Source organism: Sulfitobacter faviae (genome assembly GCF_029870955.1).
Classification (GTDB): domain Bacteria; phylum Pseudomonadota; class Alphaproteobacteria; order Rhodobacterales; family Rhodobacteraceae; genus Sulfitobacter; species Sulfitobacter faviae.
Map to the genome: position 1 here is coordinate 1906495 of NZ_PGFQ01000001.1, position 22827 is coordinate 1929321.

The window sequence follows — 22827 nt, forward strand, 5'->3', positions numbered from 1 at the left end:
GGGCAGCAATCAGCCCATCGAGACCAGCTTAACCACGCTGGCCCTCCCGGGACATTCCTTCGGAATGCCCTGACGGGCGACGCCGATTTGCCTTCGGCAAATCAGCTGGGTCGGTAGCTCAGGTGGTTAGAGCGCACGCCTGATAAGCGTGAGGTCGGAGGTTCAAGTCCTCCTCGACCCACCACCCCTTCTAGGGTGGTATATAGAACATACCTTCAAGCACATGCTCATGTGTTTGAACGTCTGTTCCCGGATGAAGCAAGCTTCATTCAATCCAGACGGTAGCGTGACATCCTTCGGATGCACGTGATTGACATCGTAAAGAGAGATACTAACAACATGTTTGATCGCCCCGCGTGAGGGGATGATCTCAGTTGCTGCCCTTCGGGGCCGGTGTTTGACGGACTGTTTCCTCGGTCCTTCAGGCATATCGCGGCTGAAACGAATATGTTGTCCAAGTCAAGTACACTAACCAGAGCGGTGACGCTGCCTCCTGCACGGACGGCAGCTATCTGCATCGCTCATTGTCCAGACGACAGTCTGGGCGGGTAAAGTATGCTTTTGATGCAGAATAAGAGGGTCAGTTTCTTACCAGCTTCTGATCTTCGCGCGAGGCGCTAAGTCTTGCTTTTTCTGGATCAAATCAAGCGCGAAAAGGGCGTTTGGTGAATGCCTTGGCAGTAAGAGGCGATGAAAGACGTGATACTCTGCGATAAGCCATGGGGAGCTGAGAATAAGCTTTGATCCATGGATTTCTGAATGGGGCAACCCACCTGATTATACTCTGTTATTGCTTCGCAATGTCCGCTCCGTGCCGACCTTTGGTCGGTACATTTTGATCTTCGATCAAAACACTGGGTGGTCGCCAGCGAAGTGATTATCAGGGTGTAAGACCAGGTATTTTTAGGCTGAATATATAGGCTTAAAAAGGCAAACCCGGGGAACTGAAACATCTAAGTACCCGGAGGAAAGGAAATCAATTGATACTCCCCTAGTAGCGGCGAGCGAACGGGGACCAGCCGAGCCATGAGTGTGATTAGAATGCGTTGGAATGCGCAACCAAAGTGGGTGACAGTCCCGTATAAGAAGCATGATTGGACGTATTAAGTAGGGCGGGACACGTGAAATCCTGTCTGAAGATCGGAGGACCACCTTCGAAGGCTAAGTACTCCTTACTGACCGATAGTGAACCAGTACCGTGAGGGAAAGGTGAAAAGCACCCCGACGAGGGGAGTGAAACAGTACCTGAAACCGAACGCCTACAATCAGTTGGAGCATCCTTGCGATGTGACAGCGTACCTTTTGTATAATGGGTCATCGACTTGGTCTCACGAGCAAGCTTAAGCCGTTAGGTGTAGGCGCAGCGAAAGCGAGTCTTAATAGGGCGTCGAGTTCGTGGGATCAGACCCGAAACCGAGTGATCTAGGCATGGCCAGGTTGAAGATAAGGTAACACTTATTGGAGGACCGAACCCACATCTGTTGAAAAAGATCGGGATGAGCTGTGCCTAGGGGTGAAAGGCCAATCAAACTCGGAGATAGCTGGTTCTCTGCGAAATCTATTTAGGTAGAGCGTCATCCGAATACCCTCGGGGTAGAGCACTGGATGGGTAATGGGGCCCCACAGGCTTACTGATCCTAACCAAACTCCGAATACCGAGGAGTACTGGATGGCAGACACACGGCGAATGCTAACGTCCGTCGTGGAGAGGGAAACAACCCTGACCTCCGGCTAAGGCCCCTAATTCATGGCTAAGTGGGAAAGCAGGTGAGACGACCAAAACAACCAGGAGGTTGGCTTAGAAGCAGCCATCCTTTAAAGATAGCGTAACAGCTCACTGGTCTAAATAAGTTGTCTTGCGGCGAAGATGTAACGGGGCTCAAGCCATGAGCCGAAGCCGAGGATGCATTTATTGCATGGTAGCAGAGCGTAGTGTGACATAGTTCCATGTGTCCTTATCGTCCCTCGGGACGTATTGGACACAAGGAGCTTTCTGTGAAGCCGGCGCGTGAGCGATCCGGTGGAGAGATCACTAGTGAGAATGATGACATGAGTAGCGACAAAGAGTGTGAGAGACACTCTCGCCGAAAGTCCAAGGGTTCCTGCTTAAAGCTAATCTGAGCAGGGTAAGCCGACCCCTAAGGCGAGGCCGAAAGGCGTAGTCGATGGGAACCAGGTTAATATTCCTGGGCCAGATGGAAGTGACGGATCGCAGAGGTAGTTCATCCTTATCGGATTGGATGGGCTGCTGAGCGGTCCCTGGAAATAGCTCCATCATCAGATCGTACCCTAAACCGACACAGGTGGACAGGTAGAGAATACCAAGGCGCTTGAGAGAACTATGTTGAAGGAACTCGGCAAAATACCTCCGTAAGTTCGCGAGAAGGAGGCCCGGTTCCTAGGCAACTAGGGGCTGGGGGCACAAACCAGGGGGTGGCGACTGTTTATTAAAAACACAGGGCTCTGCGAAGTCGCAAGACGACGTATAGGGTCTGACGCCTGCCCGGTGCCTGAAGGTTAAAAGGAGGAGTGAGAGCTCTGAATTGAAGCCCAGGTAAACGGCGGCCGTAACTATAACGGTCCTAAGGTAGCGAAATTCCTTGTCGGGTAAGTTCCGACCTGCACGAATGGCGTAACGACTTCCCCGCTGTCTCCAACATAGACTCAGCGAAATTGAATTACCGGTCAAGATGCCGGTTACCCGCGGTTAGACGGAAAGACCCCGTGCACCTTTACTACAGCTTCACACTGGCATTAGGCCGAACATGTGCAGGATAGGTGGTGGGCTTTGAAACCGAGACGCCAGTCTCGGTGGAGCCTCCCTTGAGATACCACCCTTGTTCTGCTTGATGTCTAACCGCGGACCGTTATCCGGTTCCGGGACCCTGTGTGGCGGGTAGTTTGACTGGGGCGGTCGCCTCCTAAATCGTAACGGAGGCGCGCGAAGGTTGGCTCAGAGCGGTCGGAAATCGCTCGTTGAGTGCAATGGCAGAAGCCAGCCTGACTGCGAGACTGACAAGTCGAGCAGAGTCGAAAGACGGCCATAGTGATCCGGTGGTCCCAAGTGGGAGGGCCATCGCTCAACGGATAAAAGGTACGCCGGGGATAACAGGCTGATACTGCCCAAGAGTCCATATCGACGGCAGTGTTTGGCACCTCGATGTCGGCTCATCTCATCCTGGGGCTGGAGCAGGTCCCAAGGGTACGGCTGTTCGCCGTTTAAAGAGGTACGTGAGCTGGGTTTAGAACGTCGTGAGACAGTTCGGTCCCTATCTTCCGTGGGTGTAGGATACTTGAGAGGAGTTGCCCCTAGTACGAGAGGACCGGGGTGAACGATCCACTGGTGGACCAGTTGTTATGCCAATAGCAGTGCTGGGTAGCTATGATCGGACAGGATAACCGCTGAAGGCATCTAAGCGGGAAGCCCCCCTCAAAACAAGGTATCCCTGAGAGCCGTGGTAGACCACCACGTCGATAGGCCAGAGATGTAAGCGTAGTAATACGTTCAGTTGACTGGTACTAATTGCTCGATAGGCTTGATTTGATCCAGTAGAAGCAAGACTGCTTAAACTGATCAAAAGCATACACATACAATCAGTCGTACATGACTTGGACAAACACGCTTTGCGCTCCAATGGAGACGGAGCGGGAACGGGCATCCTTCGGATACCCTGCCTCCCGCCGCCGCTCTGCTGCGCAGAGCGCTGCTAGGAATTTATTCGGTTTGGTGATCATAGCGCGAGCAAAACACCTGGTCCCATCCCGAACCCAGCCGTTAAGTGCCGTAGCGCCGATGGTACTGCGTCTTAAGACGTGGGAGAGTAGGTCATCGCCAAACCTAATAAGTTCCTAGACTACAGTATCTCTCGACGATGATCAGATCAACAAAACCGCCGCAGCTCAACGCTGCGGCGGTTTTGCGTTTGAGGGGGGGAGGGAGTGATGCCCAATAACGGTCTATTTTCCGCCCTTCACTTGGCGCAATAGTTCGGTAACTCTTTCGCAACTGCGTAGAGAGACTGATATGACGCCCCCATTGAAAAGGCTGCCCCTTCTTCAGCCGAGTTGGACCCCGCTGCGATGTCTGCGATTCGGAATGTCATGGCTGATGCGGAGGGTGCTCCGGAGCCACGCGCCGGTTCGGGCGCGGCAGAGCCCCCGGTGTCTCCTCGGCGGCCGGGGCGCGTGGCTTTTCCGGACTTGCCGGAGCCGGAAGCCGTAGAAGTTGATATCAGGAAACCATCGCGCCGTCAGCGTGCTGCGAAACGTCCTCCGGCCCGGGCGGTGATCCTCTGCCTCCTGGCGTTGGCGGTGGTTCTACGCCCTTGGTTGGTGTTCGGCGTGCTATTTATCACCGTGTTTATCGTGTTGGGGGTCTTCCTTGCTCTTGGCTATGATGGGTTTTGGCAGCGGGCGATGGCGCTTGGGCGCTGGTATGCCGCGCGGCGGCCCGAGCGTGCGGCGACGCTTCATGCGCGGTTGGATGCTTTCGCGATAAAATGGGACGCTGTGCTTGACCGATTCCCCGAAGGCACGGTTGATGGGTTGTACCTTCCCGACTTTGGCGAGATGGCAGAGGCTGAAGCGCGGCACGACGCGGCGCTTGACCGCCGGTTCGATCGTCTGCGCGACCCGGAAGCCTGAGGCGCGCGCGAAGATGTCTTGAAACTAGGGGGCGGACCCGTTACATCCGCCCAATCGGGCAACAGGGAAAGATGTCATGGCCACCACCAATCCGCTTCAGTTCATCCAGCAGGTTCGCACCGAAGTTGCAAAGGTTGTTTGGCCGACAAAGCGCGAAGTGATGCTGACCACGGTGATGGTCTTTATCCTTGCGGCGCTGACGGCGGTTTTCTTTGCAATTGTCGATATCCTGATCCGCGGCGGCTTGCAGCAGATCCTTGGGATGTTCGGCTGAGCACCGCCCGCATGGGTGATTTTATCTTTACACCCTTGAAACCTGCGTCTGCGCGGGCTATTGCGCAGACCTGACCTGAAAAGGGCGTGCGGCGATTCGAGTTGCGCGCCGATTTTTTGTTCAGATGTTGCGGGGCTTAGCCCCCGTGTTGATTGACGAATTTCATGCCGGGGCAGCCCGCATGGCAAGACAGGGACCAGAGTTCAGATGGCAAAACGGTGGTATTCGGTCAGTGTCCTGTCGAACTTCGAAAAGAAGATCGCCGAGCAGATTCGCGCGTCCGTGGCCGAGCAGGAACTTGAAGACCAGATCGACGAAGTGCTGGTGCCCACCGAAGAGGTGATCGAGGTCCGGCGCGGCAAGAAGGTGACAACCGAGCGTCGCTTCATGCCCGGCTATGTGCTGGTGCATATGGAAATGTCCGACGCGGGCTACCACCTGATCAACTCGATCAACCGCGTCACCGGGTTCCTTGGCCCGCAGGGCCGCCCGATGCCGATGCGCGATGCCGAGGTTCAGGCGATCCTGGGTCGCGTGCAGGAAGGCGAAGAAGCGCCGCGCACGCTGATCCACTTCGAGGTCGGTGAGAAAGTCAAAGTCGCCGATGGTCCGTTTGAGGATTTCGACGGCATGATCGAAGAGGTCGACGACGAGAACCAGCGTCTCAAGGTTTCGGTCTCGATCTTTGGCCGGGAGACCCCGGTCGAATTGGAATTCACTCAGGTCAACAAACAGGTCTGAGTGTGCGGCGGGGTTTGCCTCGCCATCCCGGCACCTGAGGGCGCCGGTCATTGTGGGAGGGACAGGCGCCGCGGCGCCTAGGCCCGGACCACGCAACGAAGAACCCGCGGGGCGCGCCCCAAGGGTGTTGAAAGGAGAAGGCCAATGGCCAAGAAACTCGTCGGTACGATGAAGTTGCAAGTTAAAGCGGGTCAAGCAAACCCGTCCCCGCCCGTGGGTCCCGCCCTCGGTCAGCGCGGCATCAACATCATGGAATTCTGCAAGGCGTTCAACGCCAAGACCGCAGACATGGAGCCGGGCGCACCGTGCCCCACCGTGATCAGCTACTATCAGGACAAGTCCTTCACCATGGACATCAAGACGCCCCCGGCGTCCTACTACCTGAAGAAAGCTGCCAAGGTGAACTCCGGCGCGAAAACGCCGAGCCGCGAGACTGTCGGCACCGTGACCACCAAGCAGCTGCGCGAGATCGCAGAAGCAAAAGCCGCCGACCTGTCCGCGAACGACGTGGAAGCGGCGATGAAAATCATCCTGGGCTCCGCGAAGTCCATGGGCATCGAGGTGAAGTAAGATGGCTAAAATTGGAAAACGCACCCGCGCCGCCCGTGAAGCTTTTGCTGGCAAAGAAGAGATCACCGTTGAAGAAGCGGTAAGCCTCATCAAATCGAACGCCAGCGCGAAGTTCGACGAGACCATCGAGATCGCGATGAACCTCGGTGTTGACCCGCGTCACGCGGACCAGATGGTCCGTGGTGTTGTCGGCCTGCCCAACGGCACCGGCAAAACCATGCGCGTTGCCGTCTTCGCCCGTGGCGCGAAAGCTGAAGAAGCCGAAAAGGCGGGCGCAGATATCGTTGGCGCAGAAGACCTGATGGAAACCGTGCAGTCCGGCAAGATCGACTTTGATCGTTGCATCGCGACACCTGACATGATGCCGATCGTTGGCCGTCTGGGTAAAGTGCTCGGCCCGCGCAACCTGATGCCGAACCCCAAGGTTGGCACCGTGACCATGGACGTCGCCGACGCCGTGAAAGCGGCCAAGGGTGGTGAAGTGCAGTTCAAAGCCGAAAAGGGCGGTGTCGTCCACGCAGGCGTTGGCAAACTGTCCTTCGACGAAGCCAAGCTGGTTGAGAACATCCGTGCCTTCGTCGGCGCCGTGTCCAAAGCCAAGCCGGCGGGTGCCAAAGGCACCTACATGAAAAAGATCAACCTGAGCTCCACAATGGGCCCGGGCGTGTCGGTCGCTGTCGAGAACGCGACTGCCGAGTGATCCCGTGGGGTGGGGGCCAGCCTCCCACCTTACGACCCGAGATTTGGCGGCTTCGGTCGCCAGATACGCAAGGACCAGAAGATCGGTCCGCGCGTCTGTCCGAGACGGAGGGTTTGGGCTTTGGCCTGAATAATTCCTTCCTGAGATGGGAAACCGGAAATTCCTGCCTTCGGGCGGTTTTGGCCGGGACCCTGACATTGGACCCGAATGGGGTGCAGAAGACCGCATCCTGAACTGAGCCGGGGGGCAACCCCCAAATTTGGAGTGAAACTGTGGATAGAGCACAAAAAGAACAGTTGGTCGACGAACTCGGCCAAATCTTTGAAAGCTCTGGCGTCGTTGTGGTTAGCCACTACGTCGGTTTGACAGTTGCCGAAATGCAGGACCTTCGGGCGCGCGCACGCGCAGCCGGCGGGGCCGTGCGTGTTGCCAAAAACAGGCTCGCCAAGATCGCCCTTGAGGGCAAGCCATGCGAAAGCATTGCTGACCTTCTGACGGGTATGACCGTTCTGACCTACTCTGAGGATCCTGTGGCCGCGGCCAAGGTTGCTCAGGAGTTCGCCAAGGAAAACAGCAAGCTTGTTATCCTCGGCGGCGCAATGGGTGAGAACGCGTTGGACGCCGCCGGTGTCGAAGCCGTGTCGAAAATGCCGTCGCGCGAGGAGCTTATCTCCTCCATCGCGGGCATGCTCGGCGCACCTGCTTCGAACATCGCCGGGGCCATTGGCGCACCTGCAAGCAACATCGCATCCATCTTGTCCACCATCGAGGACAAGGCGGCTGCGTAAGGCAAATCGTCAAACTGGCGCACGGGTTGAACACGCGCGTTGGAACACACATATCGTAACGGAAAGAGCTAAACATGGCTGATCTGAAAAAACTGGCAGAAGACATCGTTGGTCTGACCCTGCTTGAAGCACAAGAACTGAAAACCATCCTGAAAGACGAGTACGGCATCGAGCCCGCCGCTGGCGGCGCAGTGATGATGGCCGGCCCTGCTGAAGGCGGCGCTGCCGAAGAAGAAAAGACCGAATTCGACGTCGTTCTGAAGAACGCCGGCGCATCCAAGATCAACGTGATCAAGGAAGTCCGCGGCATCACAGGTCTCGGCCTGAAAGAAGCCAAAGACCTGGTCGAAGCCGGTGGCAAGATCAAAGAAGGCGTCGACAAAGCCGAAGCCGAAGACATCAAAGGCAAGCTGGAAGCAGCTGGCGCCGAAGTCGAGCTGGCCTAAGCCAGAGGTGCGTGTCCTCACGCACCACGCATGAACAAGGGCTGGACGGGAATTTTCCTGTCCAGCCTGACCTGTTTTGACGAATGTTCCCTGCGGGAGCATTTCTCTGGAGAGGTCCAAGGTCGGAAGGGGTGCAGTGGGACGCATTCCAAGAATTGACCCGGATTTTCCGCTCTTATGGGCGCGCACCACGGCCCCGGTGGTTGATGCGCTCGGCGAGAGACACGAAAGGTGACACGACACATGGCACAATCCTTCCTTGGCCAGAAACGTCTGCGTAAATATTACGGCAAGATCCGCGAAGTGCTGGAGATGCCGAACCTCATCGAGGTTCAGAAATCCTCCTATGATTTGTTCCTGAATTCCGGCGACGCCGAGACCCCCACCGATGGTGAGGGGATCACGGGCGTTTTCCAGTCGGTCTTCCCGATCAAGGACTTTAACGAGACTTCGGTACTCGAATACGTCAAGTACGAGCTGGAAAAGCCCAAGTACGACGTTGAGGAATGCCAGCAGCGCGACATGACCTATAGCGCGCCGCTGAAAGTGACCCTGCGCCTCATCGTGTTCGATGTGGACGAGGACACTGGTGCGAAGTCCGTCAAGGACATCAAAGAGCAGGACGTCTTCATGGGCGACATGCCCCTGATGACCCCGAACGGCACCTTTGTCGTCAACGGCACCGAGCGTGTGATCGTCTCCCAGATGCACCGCTCCCCGGGCGTGTTCTTCGACCACGACAAGGGCAAGACCCACTCCTCGGGCAAGCTGCTCTTCGCCTGCCGCATTATCCCCTACCGCGGCTCCTGGCTGGACTTCGAGTTCGACGCCAAGGACATCGTCTATGCCCGCATCGACCGTCGCCGCAAGCTGCCGGTAACGACCCTGCTCTATGCCCTGGGGCTGGACCAAGAAGGCATCATGAATGCCTATTACGACACGATCACCTTCAAGCTGGAGAAGAACAAGGGTTGGGTTGCGCCCTTCTTCCCCGACCGCGTGCGCGGCACCCGTCCGACCTACGATCTGATCGACGCCAACACCGGCGAGATCCTCTTCGAGGCCGGCAAGAAGGTCACCCCCCGTGCCGTCAAGAAGCTGCTCGACGAAGGCAAGGTCAAGGAACTGCTGCTGCCGTTCGACCACATCGTCGGCAAGTTCGTCGCGCGTGACATCATCAACGAGGAAACCGGTGCGATCTACGTCGAGGCCGGTGACGAGCTGACGCTGGAATACGACAAAGACGGCACGCTGATCGGCGGCACCGCGAAGGAGCTGATCGACGCGGGCATCACCGAGATTCCGCTGCTGGACATCGACAACGTCAACGTCGGCCCCTACATGCGCAACACCATGGCGATGGACAAGAACATGAACCGCGACACCGCGCTCATGGACATCTACCGCGTCATGCGCCCGGGCGAGCCGCCCACCGTCGAGGCCGCCTCCGCGCTCTTCGACACGCTGTTCTTCGATAGCGAGCGTTACGACCTCTCGGCCGTGGGCCGCGTGAAGATGAACATGCGTCTGGCGCTCGACAAGCCCGACACGCAGCGCACGCTGGACCGTGACGACATCGTCGCCTGCATCAAGGCGCTGGTGGACCTGCGCGACGGCCGTGGCGACATCGATGACATCGACCACCTCGGCAACCGCCGTGTGCGTTCGGTCGGCGAGCTGATGGAAAACCAGTACCGCGTCGGCCTGCTGCGCATGGAGCGCGCGATCAAAGAGCGGATGTCCTCGGTCGAGATCGACACCGTGATGCCGCAGGACCTGATCAACGCCAAGCCCGCCGCGGCTGCGGTGCGTGAATTCTTCGGCTCCTCGCAGCTGTCGCAGTTCATGGACCAAACCAACCCGCTGTCGGAAGTGACGCACAAGCGTCGTCTTTCGGCGCTTGGGCCGGGCGGTCTGACCCGCGAGCGTGCCGGCTTCGAGGTGCGCGACGTGCACCCGACCCACTATGGCCGGATGTGCCCGATTGAAACGCCGGAAGGTCCGAACATCGGCCTGATCAACTCGCTGGCCACCTTTGCCCGCGTGAACAAATACGGCTTCATCGAAACGCCTTACCGCGTCGTGAAGGACAGCAAGGTCACCGACGAGGTGCACTACATGTCCGCGACCGAGGAAATGCGCCACACCGTTGCGCAGGCGAACGCCAACCTCGACGACGACATGAAGTTCGTGAACGAGATGGTCTCGACCCGTCAGTCCGGCGACTACACGCTGGCACCGACCGAGAACGTGGACCTGATCGACGTCAGCCCGAAGCAGTTGGTCTCGGTCGCCGCCTCGCTGATCCCGTTCCTCGAGAACGACGACGCCAACCGCGCTCTCATGGGCTCGAACATGCAACGTCAGGCCGTACCGCTTCTGCAAGCCGAAGCGCCGCTCGTCGGCACCGGCATCGAAGAAGTCGTGGCACGCGATTCCGGGGCGGCCTACACGGCACGTCGCGCGGGTATCATCGACCAGGTCGATGCGTCGCGTATCGTGATCCGGGCCACCGAGGATCTGGAACTGGGCGACGCGGGTGTGGACATCTACCGCATGCGCAAGTTCCAGCGCTCGAACCAGAACACCTGCATCAACCAGCGTCCGCTGGTGAAAGTGGGCGAGAAGGTCACGAAGGGTCAGGTCATCGCCGATGGTCCGTCGACCGACATGGGGGAACTGGCGCTCGGCAAGAACGTCGTCGTCGCCTTCATGCCGTGGAATGGCTACAACTACGAAGACTCCATCCTGATCTCCGAGCGGATCTCCCGTGACGACGTCTTCACCTCGATCCACATCGAGGAATTCGAAGTCGCCGCGCGTGACACGAAGCTCGGGCCGGAAGAGATCACCCGCGACATCCCCAATGTCGGCGAGGAAGCCCTGCGCAACCTCGACGAAGCAGGCATCGTCTACATCGGTGCGGACGTGGAGCCGGGCGACATCCTCGTCGGCAAGATCACCCCGAAGGGCGAAAGCCCGATGACGCCGGAAGAGAAGCTTCTGCGCGCCATCTTCGGTGAGAAAGCTTCGGACGTGCGCGACACCTCGCTGCGGGTGAAGCCGGGCGACTTCGGCACCGTTGTCGAAGTCCGCGTCTTCAACCGTCACGGCGTCGAGAAAGACGAACGTGCGCTGCAGATCGAGCGTGAGGAAGTCGAACGTCTGGCCCGTGACCGGGACGACGAGCTGGCGATCCTCGACCGCAACATCTACGCGCGTCTCAAGGACATGATCCTCGGCAAGGTTGCCGTGAAAGGCCCGAAAGGCGTGAAGGCGAACAGCCAGATCACCGAGGAACTGCTGGAAACCCTGACCCGCGGTCAGTGGTGGCAGCTGGCCCTCGAGGACGAGGATGACGCGAAGATCGTCGAAGCCCTGAACGAGCAGTACGAGATCCAGAAACGGACCTTGGATGCACGTTTCGAGGACAAGGTCGAGAAGGTCCGCCGTGGCGACGACCTGCCGCCGGGCGTGATGAAGATGGTCAAGGTCTTCGTGGCGGTGAAGCGCAAGCTGCAGCCTGGCGACAAGATGGCCGGTCGTCACGGGAACAAGGGTGTAATTTCGAAAGTGGTGCCGATGGAGGACATGCCGTTCCTCGCCGATGGTACCCCGGTCGACTTCTGCCTCAACCCGCTCGGCGTGCCATCGCGTATGAACGTCGGTCAGATCCTCGAGACGCATATGGGTTGGGCCGCACGCGGTCTGGGCCTGAACGTCGATGAGGCGCTGCAGGAATACCGCCGCTCGGGCGACCTGACGCCGGTGCGTGAAGCGATGCAGCTGGCCTATGGCGAGGATGTCTACGAAGAGGGCATCACCGGCATGGACGAGGACACGCTTCTGGAAGCGGCCGACAACGTACGCCGCGGCGTGCCGATCGCCACACCGGTCTTCGACGGCGCCAAGGAAGCGGATGTGAACGACAGCCTCAAGCGGGCCGGGTTCGACACCTCCGGTCAGTCGGTGCTCTTCGATGGTCGGACAGGCGAGCAGTTCGCGCGCCCCGTGACCGTTGGCGTCAAGTACCTGCTGAAGCTGCACCACCTGGTGGATGACAAGATCCACGCGCGTTCGACCGGGCCGTACTCCCTCGTCACACAGCAGCCGCTGGGTGGTAAGGCGCAGTTTGGTGGCCAGCGCTTCGGGGAGATGGAGGTCTGGGCTCTGGAAGCCTATGGCGCCGCCTACACCCTGCAGGAAATGCTGACCGTCAAGTCGGACGACGTCGCGGGCCGGACCAAGGTCTATGAAAGCATCGTCAAGGGCGAGGATAACTTCGAAGCGGGCATTCCGGAGAGCTTTAACGTTCTCGTCAAGGAAGTGCGCGGCCTCGGCCTGAATATGGAACTCCTGGATGCGGAGGAGGATGAGTGAGGCGGTAAACGGAATTTTTCAAAAATTCCGCCCCGTTTTCTTTGAAAGAAAACGGGGCCGTCCCCTCCTAACGCACCCCTTTCAAGGATTTGAAAATGAACCAGGAACTGACAAACAACCCGTTCAACCCGCTGACGCCGCAAAAAGCGTTTGACGAGATCAAGGTCTCTTTGGCCTCGCCCGAGCGGATCCTGAGCTGGTCCTTCGGTGAGATCAAGAAGCCGGAAACCATCAACTACCGTACGTTCAAGCCCGAGCGTGACGGCCTGTTCTGCGCGCGTATCTTTGGCCCGATCAAAGACTACGAATGCCTCTGCGGCAAATATAAGCGCATGAAGTATCGCGGCGTCGTCTGCGAGAAATGCGGTGTGGAAGTCACGCTGCAAAAGGTCCGCCGTGAGCGTATGGGCCACATCGAACTGGCCTCGCCGGTGGCGCACATCTGGTTCCTCAAGTCGCTGCCCTCGCGCATCGGCCTGATGCTGGACATGACTCTGCGCGATCTGGAGCGCGTGCTCTACTTCGAAAACTACGTCGTGATCGAGCCGGGCCTCACCGATCTTCAATACGGTCAGATGATGACCGAAGAAGAATACATGGACGCGCAAGACGCCTATGGCATGGACGCTTTCACCGCCAACATCGGCGCCGAAGCGATCCGCGAAATGCTGGCGGCGATCGACCTTGAAGCCGAAGCCGAGAACCTGCGCGCCGATCTGAAAGAGGCGACAGGCGAGCTGAAGCCCAAGAAGATTATTAAGCGTCTGAAAGTGGTCGAGAGCTTTCTTGAATCCGGCAACCGTCCGGAGTGGATGGTCATGACCGTGATCCCGGTGATCCCGCCCGAGCTGCGCCCGCTGGTGCCGCTGGACGGTGGCCGCTTCGCGACGTCGGACCTCAATGACCTGTACCGCCGCGTGATCAACCGGAACAACCGTTTGAAGCGCCTGATCGAGCTGCGTGCGCCCGACATCATCGTGCGCAACGAAAAGCGGATGCTGCAGGAATCGGTCGACGCACTCTTCGACAACGGCCGCCGTGGCCGCGTCATCACCGGTGCCAACAAGCGCCCGCTGAAGTCGCTGTCGGACATGCTGAAAGGCAAGCAGGGCCGCTTCCGTCAGAACCTTTTGGGTAAGCGCGTCGACTTCTCAGGTCGTTCGGTCATTGTGACCGGCCCGGAGTTGAAGCTGCACCAATGTGGTCTGCCCAAGAAGATGGCGCTCGAATTGTTCAAGCCGTTCATCTACTCGCGGCTCGAGGCCAAAGGTCTGTCCTCCACCGTGAAGCAGGCCAAGAAGCTGGTCGAGAAGGAGCGCCCCGAGGTTTGGGACATTCTTGATGAGGTGATCCGTGAACACCCCGTCATGCTCAACCGCGCGCCGACGCTGCACCGTCTTGGCATTCAGGCGTTTGAACCCGTCCTGATCGAAGGCAAGGCGATCCAGCTGCACCCGCTGGTCTGCTCGGCCTTCAACGCCGACTTCGACGGCGACCAGATGGCTGTTCACGTTCCGCTTTCGCTGGAAGCCCAGCTGGAAGCGCGTGTTCTGATGATGTCCACGAACAACGTTCTGTCGCCTGCAAACGGCGCGCCGATCATCGTACCGTCGCAGGATATGATCTTGGGTCTCTACTACACGACCCTTGAGCGTGAAGGGATGGTTGGCGAAGGCATGGTCTTCGGCTCCGTCGACGAGGTGCAGCACGCCCTCGACGCCGGTGCGGTTCACCTGCACTCGAAGATCAAGGCGCGGATCAAACAGATCGACGCTGAAGGCAACGAAGTGATGATGCGCTTTGACACGACCCCCGGTCGTATCCGTCTTGGTGCGCTTCTGCCGCTGAACGCCAAAGCACCCTTCGATCTGGTCAACCGTCTGCTGCGCAAGAAAGAAGTGCAGCAGGTCATCGACACCGTCTACCGTTACTGCGGTCAGAAAGAGTCGGTCATCTTCTGTGACCAGATCATGACCATGGGTTTCCGCGAAGCTTTCAAAGCGGGCATCTCCTTCGGCAAAGACGACATGCTGATCCCCGACACCAAATGGCCGCTGGTTGAAGAAACCCGCGAGCAGGTGAAGGACTTTGAACAGCAGTATATGGACGGCCTGATCACTCAGGGCGAAAAGTACAACAAAGTCGTCGATGCATGGTCGAAGTGTAACGACAAGGTGACCGAGGCGATGATGGGCTCCATCTCCGCCGTGACCCACCATGAGAACGGTTCCGAGAAAGAGCCGAACTCGGTCTACATGATGGCCCACTCCGGTGCCCGTGGCTCGGTCACGCAGATGAAACAGCTGGGCGGGATGCGCGGCCTGATGGCGAAGCCGAATGGCGACATCATCGAGACGCCGATCATCTCGAACTTTAAAGAAGGTCTGACCGTTCTCGAGTACTTCAACTCGACCCACGGTGCGCGGAAAGGTCTGTCGGATACCGCTCTGAAAACAGCGAACTCCGGTTACCTGACACGCCGACTGGTGGACGTGGCGCAGGACTGCATCGTGCGCGAGCATGACTGCGGCACCGAAACCGCAATCACCGCCGAAGCGGCTGTCAACGATGGTGAGGTTGTCTCCTCGCTGGCCGAGCGTCTGCTGGGCCGTGTTGCGGCGGATGACATTCTGGTGCCCGGCACCGAGGATGTTCTGGTGCCTGCAGGCACGCTGATCGACGAGCGCATGTCGGATGCCATCGACGAGGCCGGCGTGCAGTCCGCACGGATCCGCAGCCCGCTGACCTGTGATGCCGAAGAGGGCGTCTGCGCCATGTGCTATGGCCGTGACCTCGCGCGCGGCACGCTGGTCAACCAAGGTGAGGCCGTCGGCATCATCGCGGCCCAGTCGATTGGTGAACCCGGTACACAGCTGACGATGCGGACCTTCCACATTGGCGGTGTTGCGCAGGGTGGTCAGCAGTCCTTCCTTGAGGCCAGCCAGTCGGGCAAGGTCGCTTTCGAGAACGCGCAGACGCTTGAAAACAGCGCCGGTGAAGTCCTCGTCATGGGCCGGAACATGAAGCTGTTGATCGTCGATGAGAATGGCGAGGAGCGGGCCAGCCACAAGATCGGCTACGGCACCAAGCTGCACGTCAAAGAAGGCGACGACGTAGCGCGCGGTGACAAGCTGTTCGAATGGGACCCTTACACCCTGCCGATCATTGCCGAGAAACCCGGTACGACCAAATACGTCGACCTGGTGTCGGGCATCGCGGTCAAGGAAGACACCGACGAAGCCACCGGCATGACCCAGAAGATCGTGATCGACTGGCGCGCGGCCCCCAAGGGCAACGAGCTCAAGCCCGAGATCATCTTGGTGGGTGAAGATGGCGAACCGGTCCGCAACGATGCGGGCAACCCGGTGACCTATCCGATGTCGGTGGACGCTGTTCTCTCTGTCGAAGACCAGACGCAGGTTCAGGCCGGTGACATCATCGCGCGTATTCCGCGTGAAGGTGCCAAGACCAAGGACATTACCGGTGGTCTGCCGCGTGTGGCCGAACTCTTTGAGGCGCGTCGCCCCAAGGATCACGCCATCATCGCGGAAATCAACGGCTACGTCCGCTTCGGCAAGGACTACAAGAACAAGCGTCGCATCGCGATCGAAAGCGCGGATGATCCGGACGTGAAGGTTGAATACATGGTGCCCAAGGGGAAACACATCCCCGTGGCCGAAGGCGACTTCGTGCAGAAGGGCGACTACATCATGGATGGCAACCCCGCGCCGCACGACATCCTCGCGATCATGGGTGTCGAGGCCTTGGCCGAGTATATGATTGACGAGGTGCAGGACGTTTACCGCCTGCAGGGTGTGAAGATTAACGACAAACACATCGAAGTCATCGTCCGTCAGATGCTGCAGAAGTGGGAAATCCAAGAAAGCGGCGACACCACGCTGCTGAAGGGTGAACACGTCGACAAGCAGGAGTTCGATCAGGCCAACGAGAAGGCGCTCAAGAAGGGGGGCCGCCCCGCCAAGGGCGAACCGATCCTCTTGGGCATCACCAAGGCGTCGCTGCAAACCCGCAGCTTCATCTCGGCGGCCTCGTTCCAAGAAACCACGCGCGTGCTGACCGAAGCCTCGGTTCAGGGCAAGCGGGACAAGCTGGTCGGTCTGAAAGAGAACGTCATCGTGGGCCGTCTGATCCCCGCCGGGACCGGTGGCGCGACGCAGGCGATGCGCAAAGTGGCGACAGACCGCGACAATGTCGTGATCGAAGCCCGCCGCGAAGAGGCCGAAGCCGCCGCCCGTCTGGCCGCCCCGGAAGCTTCTGTGGAGGACGACATCGTCGGTGGCGATGTGTTCAACACGCCGGTCGGTGACGACGAGAGCCGCGATTGATCGCAGCACCTTATTGAAAAACAAAAGCCCCCGCAGTGACGCTGCGGGGGCTTTTTTATAGGGTGGGCAAATGCCGCGGCCAGACACCGCCCCGGGGGGGGGGGGCTGATTTCTGAGGCCAAAGCCTTATATCCGCCACATAGTCCGAATAGGTTTGCAAAAGCTTAACCGTCGTAAGGTGCTTTGATGACGTCCCGCATTCTACATATCGACGACGACCCGATCGTTCTGGAACTGGTCAAGATGATCTTTTCCGACGACAGGTCGCTGAGCTTTGTCTCCTGTCTGAACGCCCGCGATGCGCTGGCGGTGGTCGATGATCTCAAGCCCGACCTGATCATCAGCGATATCTCCATGCCGGATATGGGCGGGTTGGAGCTGGCCCATCGGTTTGGCGAGAATCCGGCCATTGCCGGGACGCCGATCATCTTTCTCAGCGGGCGCACCCGCGATCTTGAGGTCTATGACGCCTTCCGCGATCTGGCGGCCACGGTGATGCAAAAGCCGGTCGAGCCGGGGTTGCTGCGCAGCACGGTGCGCAATCTTCTGGCCAGCCAGCAGCAGCCGGTGGCGCAGGCTTCGAACCAGTAGAGCGCGCCAGTCTGGGCGGCGCGGGCCGCCGTTCTTGACAGCCCCCGTAGCCGCTGCCAGTCATTCGGGGGCGGCAGTGATATAAGCCGCACCATTTTTCCCGGAGCGCTTTCATGTCCCCCAATACCATCGGCGCGCTGCTGATGATCGCCTCGATGGCCTGTTTCACGTTTAACGACACGCTGCTCAAAATGACCGACGGGGCGCTGCCCCTGTTTCAGCTGTTGTTCCTGCGCGGGGTGACGACTTCGGTGCTGATCTTGGCCCTTAGTCGGCAGCTTGGCCGGATCGACTTTCGGCTTCAAGCGCGGGACTGGAAGGTCATCGGCCTGCGCTCGGTGGCCGAGATCGCGGCGGCGTATTTCTTTCTCACCGCGTTGTTCAACATGCCCTTGGCGAATGTGACCGCCATCCTTCAAGTCGTGCCGCTTTCGGTGACGCTCGCGGCAGCGCTGGTGTTCCGGCAGGCCGTAGGCTGGCGGCGTTTGGTCGCCATTGGCATTGGTTTCTGCGGCGTGCTGCTGATCGTCAAGCCGGGGGCAGAAGGGTTCAATATCTGGTCGATCTACGTTCTGATCGCCGTGCTCTGCGTAACGGTCCGTGACCTGTCGACCCGCGCCTTGTCACCGGCAGTGCCCTCAATGACCGTGACCTTGGTGACCGCCCTGTCGGTGATGACGGCAGCGGGTTTGGCGTCGCTGAGCGCGCCTTGGGCCCCGGTGACGCCCTCGGTCGCGGCGCTGATCGGCGGCTCAGGGGTCTTTGTGCTAGGCGGCTATTTCTTCTCGATCCAAGTGATGCGGGTGGGCGATATCGGCTTCATCGCGCCGTTTCGCTACACAGGCCTGCTTTGGGCGCTCTTGCTGGGCTGGGTCGTCTTCGGCGACTGGCCGGGGGCCTTGACCCTCATCGGCGCGGGGATCGTGGTGGCCACGGGGGTCTTCACCCTCTACCGTGAGCGGAAGTTGAAGGTTCAGCCCGAGAAGACGCGCCGCACCTGAGCTTGATCGATAGCGAAACGCTCCTGAAACAGCGCTTCGCCTTCGGCATCCAGCGGGGCCACTTCCACATGCCGCGCCAACCCCTGCCGCGAATCGTTCGAGCCGTTGTGGCTGCGCACGAACATCGCCGCGTCGGGCAGGCTGACGCAGGGCATGAAGCGCGGCAGTTTCTCATGGGCGAAGTTCATAATGGTGAGCGGGCTGCCGCCCTTCACATACATCGCAAGTGCCGCGACGTTGAGCGGGCGGTACACTTCGGCGGCGTGGATGCCCTGCGGGCCGAATTCCGCGATGTAGCCCTTGGGCCAGTCAAAGGCGACGGAGCGCTGGCCTTTCAGCAGACCCGCGCTTTGCGCGACCGTCTGGCGCAGCCGGGCGACGAAGTCGACCGAGACGGCATCATCGTCGTCGTAGCGGAATTGCAGGCAGGGCTCGGCCGGGTTGATCCGCGCGGCGTTCAGCACCTCCTTCATCACCTCCCGATGATTGCGCGGCGGCTCGCGATGAATAACCGCCTGCGGCAGATCGGCCAGCAGCGATTCGAGGCGTCGGGCGTGGCACTCGGGGAACTGGTCGCCGATGACGAAGACGATCGAGAAGTCCGGGTCGGTTTGGGCCTTGAGGCAGGGCAGGGCGACGGTTTCGAGCAGGCGGAAACGTTCTTCGAGCCGGGCCGCGTCATAGAGATAGGCGATCCGTTCCTCGGTGGTCTCGTGGCCGACTTGAAAGCCGCCCAAGGCCGGGTAGGAAAAGCGGCAAAGGCCGATCGCTTGCATGGAGGTTTCCTTCTGTCCTTCGCCGGACTATGGCGAGCGGGGCAGGGGCGTGGCAAGGGTGGAATGTGCCACCCGGGCCCGGAACCAGGCCGCAGGCGCCGGGCCATCACCCGGCAAACCTCCGCGACCCCGCCGGGGCCCACCTGTTGACAGGCCCCGCGCAACGCTCTATACGCCCGCTATCTCGGAGGTGGAGGCCGCTCTGCCAGTCCGAATTCATAACTGAAGTGGTCACGATCCGGCCTACTACTGGCCCGATCCTCTGTTAACCCACCGCGTCGTTTTCCTCGGTACGGGAACGTTGCGGTCATTTTGCTTTGTGGACGCATGAAGTAACCGAAATTAGCCGCATGGGGGATCCCCCGTGTACACAATCTGAGCGATACGGGGATATAACCGGAATGCCAACGATCCAACAGCTGATCCGCAAGCCGCGGCAGCCGAAAGTCAAACGTTCGAAATCCATGCACCTGCAGGAGTGCCCGCAAAAGCGCGGCGTCTGCACACGCGTGTACACCACCACACCGAAAAAGCCGAACTCGGCGATGCGTAAGGTTGCCAAGGTGCGCCTGACCAACGGGTTCGAAGTGATCTCCTACATCCCGGGTGAGAGCCACAACCTTCAGGAACACTCCGTGGTTCTGATCCGCGGCGGTCGTGTAAAAGACCTTCCGGGTGTGCGTTACCACATCCTGCGCGGTGTTCTTGATACGCAGGGCGTGAAAGACCGTAAGCAGCGTCGTTCGAAGTACGGCGCGAAGCGTCCGAAGTAATCTCGCACCGGTGGGGCCCGCCCCCGCCGATCCACCCGATGTTCGGTGGGGCCGCGCCCCGCCACCCGCCAAGAGGAAGACACTGACATGTCACGCCGCCACGCCGCTGAAAAACGCGAAGTCCTGCCAGACGCCAAATACGGCGATCTGGTTCTCACCAAATTCATGAACAACCTGATGATCGACGGCAAGAAATCTGTCGCCGAGCGCATCGTTTACAACGCGATGACCCGCGTCGAAGACAAGATCAAGCGCGCGCCGATCGAAGTGTTCCACGAAGCGCTGGAAAACATCCAGCCCTCCGTCGAAGTCCGCTCGCGCCGTGTGGGTGGTGCCACCTATCAGGTGCCGGTCGAAGTGCGCCCGAGCGTCGTCAGGCGCTGGCGATCCGCTGGTTGATCAAAGCCGCCCGTGCGCGTAACGAAAACACCATGGAAGAACGCCTTGCCGGCGAGCTGCTGGACGCTGTGCAGTCCCGTGGTACCGCTGTTAAAAAGCGCGAAGATACGCACAAGATGGCCGACGCGAACAAAGCGTTCAGCCACTACCGCTGGTAATCTCAACGTCGCGCCCGGTTTCGGGCGCGATCCGTTCGTACTGATATTTTCGAGGAAGCAGCCCTATGGCACGCGACTATCCGCTCCAACGCTACCGCAACTTCGGCATCATGGCTCACATCGATGCCGGTAAAACCACTTGTTCCGAACGCATCCTGTTCTACACCGGCAAAAGCCACAACATTGGTGAGGTGCATGACGGCGCCGCAACCATGGACTGGATGGAGCAGGAACAAGAGCGCGGGATCACCATTACCTCCGCCGCGACCACCACTTTCTGGCAGCGTCAGGAAGAGCCCACAGCCGATGCGACATCCGACACCAAGTTCCGGATGAACATCATTGACACCCCCGGCCACGTTGACTTCACCATCGAAGTTGAGCGTTCGCTGGCCGTTCTCGACGGCGCGGTTGCCGTTCTCGACGCCAACGCCGGTGTTGAGCCGCAGACCGAAACCGTGTGGCGTCAGGCTGACCGCTACAAGGTGCCGCGTATCGTCTTCGTCAACAAGATGGACAAGATCGGCGCGGACTTCTTTAACTGCGTGCACATGATCAAGGACCGCACCGGCGCCACGCCTGCTCCGATCCAGATCCCGATCGGCGCAGAGAACGAACTGGAAGGCATCGTCGACCTTGTGACCATGAAAGAATGGGTCTGGGCCGGTGAAGACCTCGGTGCCGCCTGGGAACAGCGCGAGATCCGTGACAGCCTGAAAGAGACCGCCGACGAATGGCGTGCCAAGCTCATCGAGACCGCGGTCGAGATGGACGACGAGGCGATGGAAAACTACCTGATGGACGGCGCCGAGCCTGACGTCGACACCCTGCGCGACCTGATCCGCAAGGGTACTTTGGCCATCAAATTCATCCCCGTTCTCTGTGGCTCCGCCTTTAAGAACAAAGGTGTTCAGCCGCTCTTGAACGCTGTGATCGACTATCTGCCCAGCCCGCTGGACGTTGTCGACTACATGGGCTTCAAGCCGGGCGACGAGACCGAGACCCGCAACATCCCGCGCCGCGCGGATGACGACATGGCGTTCTCGGGCCTTGCGTTCAAAATCATGAACGACCCCTTCGTCGGCTCGCTGACCTTCACCCGCATCTACTCGGGTGTTCTGCGCAAGGGCGACACGCTTCTGAACTCGACCAAGGGCAAGAAAGAGCGCGTCGGTCGTATGATGATGATGCACTCCAACAACCGCGAGGAAATCGAAGAGGCCTTCGCGGGCGACATCATCGCGCTGGCGGGTCTCAAGGACACCACCACCGGTGACACGCTCTGCGCGCAGAACGATCCGGTCGTCCTCGAAACCATGACCTTCCCCGATCCGGTGATCGAGATCGCGGTCGAGCCGAAGACCAAGGCTGACCAGGAAAAGATGTCCGCTGGTCTGGCCCGTCTGGCCGCCGAGGACCCCTCCTTCCGCGTCGAGACCGATCTGGAATCCGGTCAGACCATCATGAAGGGCATGGGCGAACTTCACCTCGACATCCTCGTCGACCGTCTGAAGCGCGAATTCAAGGTTGAGGCGAACATCGGTGCGCCGCAGGTTGCTTATCGTGAGACGATCTCGAAAGAGGCCGAAATCACCTACACCCACAAGAAACAGTCGGGTGGTTCGGGTCAGTTCGGTGAGGTCAAGATGATCCTGACGCCGACCGAGCCGGGCGAAGGTTACTCCTTCGAGAGCCGCATCGTCGGTGGTGCCATTCCCAAGGAATACATCCCGGGCGTGGAAAAGGGTATCAAGTCGGTTCTGGACTCCGGTCCGCTGGCGGGCTTCCCGGTCATTGACTTCAAGGTCGCCCTGATCGACGGTAAGTTCCACGATGTGGACTCCAGCGTTCTGGCCTTCGAGATCGCCGCCCGTATGGCGATGCGCGAAGGTATGAAGAAAGCCGGTGCGAAGCTTCTGGAACCGATCATGAAGGTCGAAGTTGTGACCCCGGAAGAATACACCGGTGGCATCATCGGTGACCTGACATCCCGTCGTGGTCAGGTGCAGGGTCAAGATACGCGCGGCAACGCCATCGCGATCGACGCCTTCGTGCCGCTGGCCAACATGTTCGGCTACATCAACACCCTGCGTTCGATGTCGTCGGGTCGTGCGAACTTCACCATGCAGTTCGACCACTACGAACCCGTGCCGCAGAACATCTCGGACGAGATTCAGGCCAAGTTCGCTTAAGGAAATCGGCGCGTGGGAAACCGCGCGCCGACCCAAATCGTTAGGTGT

General features: G+C 59.5%; 14 protein-coding genes, 1 tRNA gene, 2 rRNA genes and 1 pseudogene. 17 read left to right on the top strand and 1 reads right to left on the bottom strand.

Annotated elements, in window-relative coordinates; all coding sequences use genetic code 11:
* Nucleotides 1–107 precede the first annotated feature (107 nt).
* The 14 genes from CUR85_RS09885 (at nucleotide 108) to CUR85_RS09950 (ending at nucleotide 18481) form a co-directional block, all read left to right on the top strand.
* Nucleotides 108–184: transfer RNA gene (locus tag CUR85_RS09885), tRNA-Ile, on the top strand.
* Nucleotides 185–641: 457 nt separating this feature from the next.
* Nucleotides 642–3544, top strand: a 23S ribosomal RNA gene (locus CUR85_RS09890).
* Nucleotides 3545–3723: 179 nt separating this feature from the next.
* Nucleotides 3724–3838 (top strand): 5S ribosomal RNA (gene rrf / locus CUR85_RS09895).
* 503 nt (nucleotides 3839–4341) lie between these two features.
* Nucleotides 4342–4644, top strand: coding sequence for a hypothetical protein (locus CUR85_RS09900; RefSeq protein ID WP_136720682.1), 303 nt, complete (start codon nucleotides 4342–4344; stop codon nucleotides 4642–4644).
* Between the two features lie 76 nt (nucleotides 4645–4720).
* Complete coding sequence (gene secE, locus CUR85_RS09905) at nucleotides 4721–4918, top strand: preprotein translocase subunit SecE (RefSeq protein WP_007118815.1); 198 nt, start codon at nucleotides 4721–4723, stop codon at nucleotides 4916–4918.
* 207 nt (nucleotides 4919–5125) lie between these two features.
* Nucleotides 5126–5659: a transcription termination/antitermination protein NusG gene (gene nusG / locus CUR85_RS09910; RefSeq protein WP_067264099.1), complete on the top strand. Its 534-nt coding sequence runs from the start codon at nucleotides 5126–5128 to the stop codon at nucleotides 5657–5659.
* Between the two features lie 144 nt (nucleotides 5660–5803).
* A complete protein-coding gene (rplK, locus tag CUR85_RS09915; RefSeq protein ID WP_067267940.1) occupies nucleotides 5804–6229 on the top strand; it encodes a 50S ribosomal protein L11 in 426 nt (141 codons plus the stop codon).
* Between the two features lies 1 nt (nucleotide 6230).
* Nucleotides 6231–6929, top strand: a complete 699-nt coding sequence (rplA, locus tag CUR85_RS09920; protein WP_067267941.1) for a 50S ribosomal protein L1 — start codon at nucleotides 6231–6233, stop codon at nucleotides 6927–6929.
* Between the two features lie 272 nt (nucleotides 6930–7201).
* Nucleotides 7202–7717 (top strand): 50S ribosomal protein L10, encoded by a 516-nt coding sequence (gene rplJ, locus CUR85_RS09925; protein WP_067267943.1) that lies wholly within the window; start codon nucleotides 7202–7204, stop codon nucleotides 7715–7717.
* Nucleotides 7718–7791: 74 nt separating this feature from the next.
* The gene (gene rplL, locus CUR85_RS09930; protein WP_067267945.1) at nucleotides 7792–8163 is read left to right on the top strand and encodes a 50S ribosomal protein L7/L12; all 372 of its coding nucleotides are present in this window, start codon (nucleotides 7792–7794) and stop codon (nucleotides 8161–8163) included.
* A 243-nt stretch (nucleotides 8164–8406) separates the two neighbouring features.
* Nucleotides 8407–12543, top strand: coding sequence for a DNA-directed RNA polymerase subunit beta (rpoB, locus tag CUR85_RS09935; RefSeq protein WP_067267947.1), 4137 nt, complete (start codon nucleotides 8407–8409; stop codon nucleotides 12541–12543).
* Nucleotides 12544–12638: 95 nt separating this feature from the next.
* Nucleotides 12639–16889, top strand: a complete 4251-nt coding sequence (gene rpoC / locus CUR85_RS09940) for a DNA-directed RNA polymerase subunit beta' (protein ID WP_067267948.1) — start codon at nucleotides 12639–12641, stop codon at nucleotides 16887–16889.
* 186 nt (nucleotides 16890–17075) lie between these two features.
* Nucleotides 17076–17480: a response regulator gene (locus CUR85_RS09945; protein ID WP_067267950.1), complete on the top strand. Its 405-nt coding sequence runs from the start codon at nucleotides 17076–17078 to the stop codon at nucleotides 17478–17480.
* Nucleotides 17481–17593: 113 nt separating this feature from the next.
* Nucleotides 17594–18481, top strand: a complete 888-nt coding sequence (locus CUR85_RS09950; RefSeq protein WP_067267952.1) for a DMT family transporter — start codon at nucleotides 17594–17596, stop codon at nucleotides 18479–18481.
* Here the strand turns inward: CUR85_RS09950 and CUR85_RS09955 are convergent.
* Nucleotides 18454–19257 (bottom strand): putative rhamnosyl transferase, encoded by an 804-nt coding sequence (locus tag CUR85_RS09955; RefSeq protein WP_067267954.1) that lies wholly within the window; start codon nucleotides 19255–19257, stop codon nucleotides 18454–18456. The two genes, CUR85_RS09950 and CUR85_RS09955, sit on opposite strands and share 28 nt — an antisense overlap.
* 401 nt (nucleotides 19258–19658) lie before the next feature.
* Here CUR85_RS09955 and rpsL point away from each other — a divergent pair, with 401 nt between their 5' ends.
* From rpsL to fusA, 3 genes and pseudogenes are all read left to right on the top strand, one after another.
* The gene (gene rpsL, locus CUR85_RS09960; protein ID WP_007118826.1) at nucleotides 19659–20030 is read left to right on the top strand and encodes a 30S ribosomal protein S12; all 372 of its coding nucleotides are present in this window, start codon (nucleotides 19659–19661) and stop codon (nucleotides 20028–20030) included.
* An 87-nt stretch (nucleotides 20031–20117) separates the two neighbouring features.
* Nucleotides 20118–20587, top strand: a pseudogene (gene rpsG, locus CUR85_RS09965) (30S ribosomal protein S7).
* Between the two features lie 65 nt (nucleotides 20588–20652).
* Nucleotides 20653–22779, top strand: coding sequence for an elongation factor G (fusA, locus tag CUR85_RS09970; RefSeq protein WP_067267958.1), 2127 nt, complete (start codon nucleotides 20653–20655; stop codon nucleotides 22777–22779).
* Nucleotides 22780–22827: the final 48 nt, after the last annotated feature.

Coding starts and splice junctions, on each gene's coding strand:
- rplL (WP_067267945.1), top strand. CDS start 7,792: ATGGCTGATCTGAAAAAACTGGCAGAAGACATCGTTGGTCTGACCCTG.
- rpsL (WP_007118826.1), top strand. CDS start 19,659: ATGCCAACGATCCAACAGCTGATCCGCAAGCCGCGGCAGCCGAAAGTC.
- nusG (WP_067264099.1), top strand. CDS start 5,126: ATGGCAAAACGGTGGTATTCGGTCAGTGTCCTGTCGAACTTCGAAAAG.
- rpoC (WP_067267948.1), top strand. CDS start 12,639: ATGAACCAGGAACTGACAAACAACCCGTTCAACCCGCTGACGCCGCAA.
- rplK (WP_067267940.1), top strand. CDS start 5,804: ATGGCCAAGAAACTCGTCGGTACGATGAAGTTGCAAGTTAAAGCGGGT.
- rpoB (WP_067267947.1), top strand. CDS start 8,407: ATGGCACAATCCTTCCTTGGCCAGAAACGTCTGCGTAAATATTACGGC.
- CUR85_RS09955 (WP_067267954.1), bottom strand. CDS start 19,257: ATGCAAGCGATCGGCCTTTGCCGCTTTTCCTACCCGGCCTTGGGCGGC.
- rplA (WP_067267941.1), top strand. CDS start 6,231: ATGGCTAAAATTGGAAAACGCACCCGCGCCGCCCGTGAAGCTTTTGCT.
- CUR85_RS09945 (WP_067267950.1), top strand. CDS start 17,076: ATGACGTCCCGCATTCTACATATCGACGACGACCCGATCGTTCTGGAA.
- CUR85_RS09950 (WP_067267952.1), top strand. CDS start 17,594: ATGTCCCCCAATACCATCGGCGCGCTGCTGATGATCGCCTCGATGGCC.
- secE (WP_007118815.1), top strand. CDS start 4,721: ATGGCCACCACCAATCCGCTTCAGTTCATCCAGCAGGTTCGCACCGAA.
- fusA (WP_067267958.1), top strand. CDS start 20,653: ATGGCACGCGACTATCCGCTCCAACGCTACCGCAACTTCGGCATCATG.